Here is a 6,491-nt window from a genome sequence, read left to right on the forward strand (position 1 = left end):
CGCCGACCAGGCGACGACCGAACCAGTGGCCGTCGAACCACCCACACCCGCCCTGACCAGCTAATCAGCACCTCCCGCACACCGGGGGAAGCTCAGACACCGTCGATGTGCGGCTGGTCGCCGGCGAGGGCCACCTGGTGGGCTGAGTCGAACGCGGCCTGTGCGGACGCGGCGCTCCCTGTCGCGTGGGTGGCGGCGTACGAGCGGTATCGGATCCGGGAGGCTGGAACGTCTTCGGTAGGATCGGCACCAATTTCCACCTGCAAGGACTGGGGCTGCTGACTCGTGTCGACCGATGCCGCCATTCTGGTGAGGCGTCCTGCCGGACCAGCCCTCACCCGCGAGGAGATCGGCGAGGTCCTCGCGCTCCCCTCCGACCCGTCGACGGAGCCCTGGCACCATGTCGTCGGGGCGGACGGATCGAAGTTCCGGCTTCGGTTGAGCACCGAGCGCGGCGACCGGTGGGGCCCGGCCGTCGGCGAGCCGTCGGCCGGTGAGCTGGGACAGCGCACGTACGACTGCTTCATCCACGTGTCCATCTACTGGACGACCGAGGACACCGACGACAGTTGGGGCTCCCTGCGGGCGTTCTGCCGGTCCGTCGTCGGCCGCCTGCACACTGCGTGGGCGGCCCTCGAGACGGCGTTCGAGGTGCACGAGGACTACGGCTACCGCTTCGACCCGGAGGACATCTCGGGCAGGGCGGAGCTCACAGTGTGGGTGGGGAGCGAGTCCTGGCCCCCGGGCGCCTCTCTGCTGCGCCTGGCGGAGTCGGCTGCTCCCGCAGGTCCGCCCGTACTCGAGTTCCGCGAGGTCGGAGTGGGGGATGCCGGAATTCCTGCGGAGGCGGATGACAGTGTGTCGTTCACCCTCGTTCAGCGATCCCGCGAACTCGCTTGTCAGGCAGCCGTGCGGTCATCCGAGGTCGAGGTCTCCGCACAGCTGCTGCGTGAATTGACCACCTCGTTGCTGGAGGGGCTGGGCCGGTCGTTCCCACGTGTTGACGCGGCGTTCTGGGTCGGCGGGCGTCTGTACCGGTCGGAGACCGACTGGTCGAGCTGAGCGGACGAAGGGAAAGCTGAACGAAGGTGCTCGGCCGGGCCTTTCGGCCGAGCACCTTCGTGTCGAGTGGGCGTGTGCCCCGTTGCGACTCGGGCGTGGCTCGGGCGCGTGGAGCCGCCAGGAGATCGAGGTGGCGCGGTAGCGCCACAGCAGCGGATCGGTGCCCTGCTGATGGCGTCCCGCGGGATGGTGTAGCCGATCAAAGTTGAGGCGTGCGCGGGCTCGCTCCCGGGGCGCACACCTGCGAAGGACTCACGCTCCCTGAGCATGAGTCAGCCACCGTGCAACTCTCCGTAGTGAACGGCCAGTTCAATGCGGGAGGTGCACGGTGGCCCTGTCCCAGCATGACCCACTACGCCTGCTGGAGTCACTACGTCCGGTGGACGGGCTCGAACTCGTCCGCGGGGTGGCCGAGCGGATGCTGCAGGAGCTGATCGAGGCCGAGGCCACGGCCCGGATCGGCGCGGAATGGAACGAGCACACCGAGACGCGCACCGCGTTTCGCAACGGGCACCGGGACAAGACCCTTACGTCCTGTCCGCCGGTGCGAAGGCGAAGCTCGTCAACGCTCGCCGGGAGAAGTGGCGCTTCGCCCCGCTCGGCACACCTCCTGAGTACGCCGACCGCCTCTCCCTGGAACCGCTGACCGTTGCCGATCTCGGACGGAGCCTGGGTGGAGTTCTGATCGTATTTCACAGCTCCAAGCCGTACCGGGACCTGGACCGACCGCAGGCCGACGCCGGCGGAACCGACCCGGCCGTACTGGCCGAGAACACCGTCCGCTGGTGGCAGCTCGGCCCCTGGGTCCGGCAGTGGGCCGCCAACCCGCAGACCGCGCCTCGCGCCGTGGTCGCGGTCAAGGGCCCCACCGCCCGCCGCTACGTCCGCGCCGCCATCGCCGCTGACCCCGCCGGCTGGCCCACCGCCACCCGCGACGGCGCGTTCTACCAGGTGCCCGCCATCCGCGGCGGCGACGTGTGGACCCACGACGACCTCGACCACGCCCAACTGCGCGGCCGACTCGTCCACGACGTCCGGTTCAGCAACCGCGCCCAGGACCTGGTCATCTGGGTCGACCCCACCGGCACAGAGCACCGCCAGCCCTGACCTGCCACAGCGCCGTGGCGCCCCCGGACGCGGCCGCCGCCAGCCCGGGGCAAGAGCGCGGCTCGATCTGCGCCGTCCCATGTTCGCTGTCACGAACTGCCCTGCTTCCCGTCTTCGGTGTCTACCGTCCCAACTTCGCTGTCCCAGGCCTTCGCCCAGACGGCCTGCGGCAGGGTCACGAACTCGGCCAGGCCCTCGGCCTGGAGCCGGGGCAGCCGCTTCTGGGTCTGTTTGATCCCGGCTGCGCCGCCGTGGAGCCGGTGGAGCCGCTCGGCGTCTGCCGCAGCACGCTGTGGAACGCGATCAACGACGTCCTACCCGTCCTCGACGACCACCGCCTCGCGATCACCCCTGCCGAACACCACTACGCCACCGCAGCCGACGCCCTGGCCGCGACACGCGCACCGGACCCCCAGACCACCGTGTTGTTCTTTGACGGCTTCTCTTGAGTGGTACTCAACAAGGGTGGTCGGTCTGTGTGGGGTGTGTCAGCTCCGCTCTGCTGGTCATCCCCAGCTTGCGGCCGATTTGCTCGGCCATGCGGGTTACCTCCTGGGGGGTCAGGAGCAGGGCCTGGGCGATCTGGCGGTCGGTGTGGCCGGCGCGGATGAGCTCCAGCAGCCGGTGCTCGGTCAGGGAGAGTCTCGGAATTGGGGCCGGCGCCGGTTTCGGGCGCGCCCCTGCCGCGGTCAGTGCGGTGCGCGCCTGGCCGGCCAGGAGGGTGCTGCCGCAGGTGTCCGCGAGGTCGAGTGCCTGGCTGAGGATCTGGCGGGCCTGGTCGGCTTCGCCGGCGCGCAGCAGGGCGGTCGCCAGGTCGTACTGGGCGCGGGCCAGTTCCAGGCGTGCGGGGGAGCGCTTGAGCAGGTCCACGGCGTCGCGCAGGAGCGCCTGTCCTTCCCGGCCGCCCTGGACGGTGCCGAGGCTTCGTGCGGCCACGCCGATCGCGCGGTCGGTGCCCCAGCGGTGGGCCAGTTCCAGCTCTTCGGTGGCCAGTTGGAGTGCGTCGGTGCGCTGTCCGAGGGCCAGGTGCAGCGCTGCTGCCCGGGACCGCCAGGGGGTCATGGCCAGGTTCGCCACCTGTGCGCGTTTTTCCTGCGCGCCGTATTCGAGCAGGACGGTGAGGGCGGCGGCAACGTTGCCGCGCGCCTCGTGCAGGCGGGCGCGGGCCAGGTGCGCCAGGCCCTGCCAGGCCCAGCCCGCCTTGTCGTGGCCGGCGTCCGGCGCGAGCACGGCCGTCGCCGAGGGCAGGTCACTGCGCTCCAGCAGCGAATCGCCCAGTAGGGCAGTCATCGCCAGCCTGACCGACTCCATGCCCTCTACGGCCGTTGTGCCGGGGCGCCCGAAATCGGCGGTGAGGGGAAGCTGTTGACCTCGGCGGGTGTGGACGAGCAGGTGCCAGGTCATGGCGGCCGAGACCATCAGGAAGGAGCCGAACCGACCGCCCACGTCGGCAATCTGGTCGAATTGCGCGGCCGCGTCGTCGAGGCGGTCGGTGGCCACGAAGGCCAGCCCGGCCAGGCTCACGAGGATCTGCGAGGCGTCGATTCCCGCCAGCCCGCCCCGCAAGGCCCGGTCCAAGAGGTCGTTGGTGACCTGGGCGCTGGCGTGCCCGGTGACGGCCGAGGCGGACAGGGCAGCCAGGACCGCGCACTCACCGGGGGTGTCGCCGGCCAGCTTGTACTCCCACAGCCGTTGGGCGTGCTGTCGGGCGGCGGGGAGGGTGGACAGCTGGTCGTAGCCGATCAGCACCATCTGCGCCTGCAGGAACCATGACACTTCGCGCGCAAGGCCGGTGCCGTCGTCCGTGTGCCGCAGGTCCTCCACCGCCCGGGCCAGGACGTCGACGGCGCTGTGGTGCCGATGCCCCAGGAACAGGGAGGTGCCGAGCCGGTAGGCCGCCTCGGCCCGGGAGTAGGGGTCGGCCAGCGCGGCCGAGGCCTGGGCCAGGTGGTGCCTGGCCGCTGCGGCATCGACTGGCAGCTCGTCCTTGCCCAGCTCCAGCAGCAGGGGACCGCGCTCTTGGGCGCAGACGGGCTCGCGCAGGGCCCGGCGCAGGTAGGTCACGGTGGTTTCCGGGGCCCCTCGGTCGCGTGTTGTCCGCGCTGCCTGCCTCAAGGCGGCCACGCGCCAGGCTTCACCGGCCGGTTCGGTCAGCAGGAGGTGGGCTGCCACCAGATCGTCGGCGGCGCCGTCGCACCGGAGCAGTTCGGCTGCCCGCGCATGTTCTGCGGCCAGTTCCGCCGGTTCCAGGACGGCTTCGGCGACCGCCGCGCGGACCAGCGGGTGGTCGAACCGTGCCGCCTGACCTGGCGCCAGCACACCGGTGCGCTGCAGTCGGCGCCCGAGTTGGCGGGCCTGCGCCTCACCCAGTCCCGCCAGCTGGGCCGCGACGTGCCAGGCGGCCCCGTCTCCGAGCACTGCCAGGGCGCGGACCAGGCGCAGGACGGGCTCCGGCTGGCCGGTCAGGCGCTTGACGACGGTGCTGGCCAGGATCCGGCCGCGGAACTCCTCCACCAGGTGTGCCTGATCGTCGGCGGGCCTGACTTCGTTGTCTGCCAGGGTCCGCAGCAACTCGCGCAGGAGCAGCGGGTTGCCCTGGGCCGCATCCGCGCAGGCAGTGGTGAACCCGGGTTCGGCGCGCCCCAGGCTCGCCCGCACCAGATGGGCCACGCTGTCAGCCCCCAGTGCTGGCAGCTCGACCGGCAGGCAGTACGGCTGCCGGTCGATCTGCTCCAGCAGCGCTCCGGCCTGGGGCCCGGAGTCGGGCCGTCCCGCCAGCACCAGCAGCAGCGGCAGACCGTGCAGACGCCGCGCCAGGTACTCCAGCCACCGCAGCGAGGGGAGGTCCGCCCAGTGCGCGTCGTCGACCACCAGGGCGAGCGGCCCGTCGTCCGTGACGTGCACCATCAGCCAGTACAGACTGTGCAGAAGCCCCAGTGACGCCTCGGGTGACAACCCCCCGGCCTCGCCGGCCCCCTGCGCGCCGAGAGCGTGCGACGCCAACTGCGCCGGCCCCGACAGCAGCCGCTCCCGCCCAACGTGACCGGCCCGGGCCAGCAAGGGCTCGACCAGCTGCCGCAGCACCGAGAAGGCAAAGTCCTGCTCCAGTTGCGCCCCGCTCGCGGACGCCACCCGCATCTCCCGCGGGTGCTGGACAGCCGCCCAGGCATGCAGCAGCGCGGTCTTCCCCATCCCCGCGCCCGCCCGGACCAGTACCACGGCGCCCCGGCCCGCCCGGGCCTCAGCGGCCGCACGCTCCAGCACCGCCAACTGGCCCTGGCGATCGAGCAGCCCGGAACCCCTCGCAATGTCATCGGTGCTCCGGCCCGCCCGCTTGCCCGAGCGGCCGGCCGCCAGCAGCGCGGCCGCGTCGGCGTCCGTGAGCCCCAGCGCCGACACCAGCCGCTGCACCGTGCGGTGCTGCGGGCGCTCCCGCCGCCCGCGCTCCAGATCCTGGATCGACCGGGCCGCCAGCCCGGCGGCCTCGGCAAGCTCCTCCTGCGTCAGCCCCGTGACCCGGCGCAACTCCAGCAACATCTCACCGAACGCCGTCACCCGCCCACCCCCCACTCCCAAGCCTCCGGAACGTCCCAGACGGCGGGACCCGCCAGGACCCCCCCGGCGATGCGCCGCACACCGGATCCTACTCACCAGTAATCGAATGGGACCTTACCGGCTGGACGGCCCTGTGCGCCCCTGTCCCTTGCCCAGCAGGCCCTTCCAGTCTGGGCCGGACGGGCATCACCGCGCGGTTCTTCCGGCCGAACTTCCGGAAGTTCGTCGTGTGCTTCTTCGTGGCGCCCATACCGGGGCCGATGTTCTGCTGTACGTGATCAAGAGTCCTGGATTACCCGCCGGGACCCCACCCCGCCGGGCTGTTCCATGCCCATGCCCATGCCTATTGAGTGGCCACTGATGGACCGTCAGGGGCCGTGTCGGCACGCATTCCCTCCCGGGAACTAAGGAGAAGATCATGCACTCTGCCACCAAGACCGCGCTTCGCGCCCTGGCCGCCCTGGCCTTCACAGCCTCGGCCGTCGCTGTGGCGCCGACCGCGATGGCGGCACCTGCGGACTCCAACGGAACCAACCAGATCCGCACCTTCGCGGGCAAGTGCCTGGACGTCTGGGGCGCCGGCGTCAACGACGGGGCCGGCATCGACCAGTACACCTGCACAGGCGCCCCCAACCAGCAGTTCACGATCGTGCCGGCCAACAACGGCCAGGTCCAGATCCGCACCTTCGCGGGCAAGTGCCTGGACGTCTGGGGCGCCGGCGTCAACGACGGGGCCGGCATCGACCAGTACACCTGCACAGGCGCCC

At 71.5% G+C, this 6,491-nt stretch carries 6 protein-coding genes; 5 read left to right on the plus strand and 1 reads right to left on the minus strand.

Annotated features, from left to right (window positions below; translation table 11 throughout):
- The first annotated feature begins 309 nt into the window (after positions 1 to 309).
- From P3T39_RS36940 to P3T39_RS36955, 4 genes are all read left to right on the plus strand, one after another.
- The gene (locus tag P3T39_RS36940) at positions 310 to 1,062 is read left to right on the plus strand and encodes a hypothetical protein (RefSeq protein ID WP_280703705.1); all 753 of its coding nucleotides are present in this window, start codon (positions 310 to 312) and stop codon (positions 1,060 to 1,062) included.
- Positions 1,063 to 1,480: 418 nt separating this feature from the next.
- Positions 1,481 to 1,708: a transposase gene (locus P3T39_RS36945; protein WP_280703711.1), complete on the plus strand. Its 228-nt coding sequence runs from the start codon at positions 1,481 to 1,483 to the stop codon at positions 1,706 to 1,708.
- A gap of 200 nt (positions 1,709 to 1,908) precedes the next feature.
- A complete protein-coding gene (locus tag P3T39_RS36950) occupies positions 1,909 to 2,169 on the plus strand; it encodes a hypothetical protein (RefSeq protein WP_280703706.1) in 261 nt (86 codons plus the stop codon).
- Positions 2,170 to 2,183: 14 nt separating this feature from the next.
- Complete coding sequence (locus P3T39_RS36955) at positions 2,184 to 2,618, plus strand: hypothetical protein (RefSeq protein ID WP_280703707.1); 435 nt, start codon at positions 2,184 to 2,186, stop codon at positions 2,616 to 2,618.
- 7 nt (positions 2,619 to 2,625) lie between these two features.
- Here the strand turns inward: P3T39_RS36955 and P3T39_RS36960 are convergent, their stop codons facing one another.
- The gene (locus P3T39_RS36960; RefSeq protein WP_280703708.1) at positions 2,626 to 5,724 is read right to left on the minus strand and encodes an AAA family ATPase; all 3,099 of its coding nucleotides are present in this window, start codon (positions 5,722 to 5,724) and stop codon (positions 2,626 to 2,628) included.
- A 418-nt stretch (positions 5,725 to 6,142) separates the two neighbouring features.
- On the opposite strand from P3T39_RS36960, the gene P3T39_RS36965 reads away from it, so the two are divergent.
- The coding region (locus P3T39_RS36965) for an RICIN domain-containing protein (protein WP_280703710.1) at positions 6,143 to 6,491 on the plus strand (349 nt) is incomplete at its 3' end.

The sequence above is a fragment of the Kitasatospora sp. GP82 genome (assembly GCF_029892105.1).
Classification (GTDB): Bacteria; Actinomycetota; Actinomycetes; order Streptomycetales; family Streptomycetaceae; genus Kitasatospora.

Bases quoted from the DNA above. Each gene is read 5' to 3' on its own strand.
- P3T39_RS36945 (WP_280703711.1), top strand. From the start codon at position 1,481: ATGCTGCAGGAGCTGATCGAGGCCGAGGCCACGGCCCGGATCGGCGCG.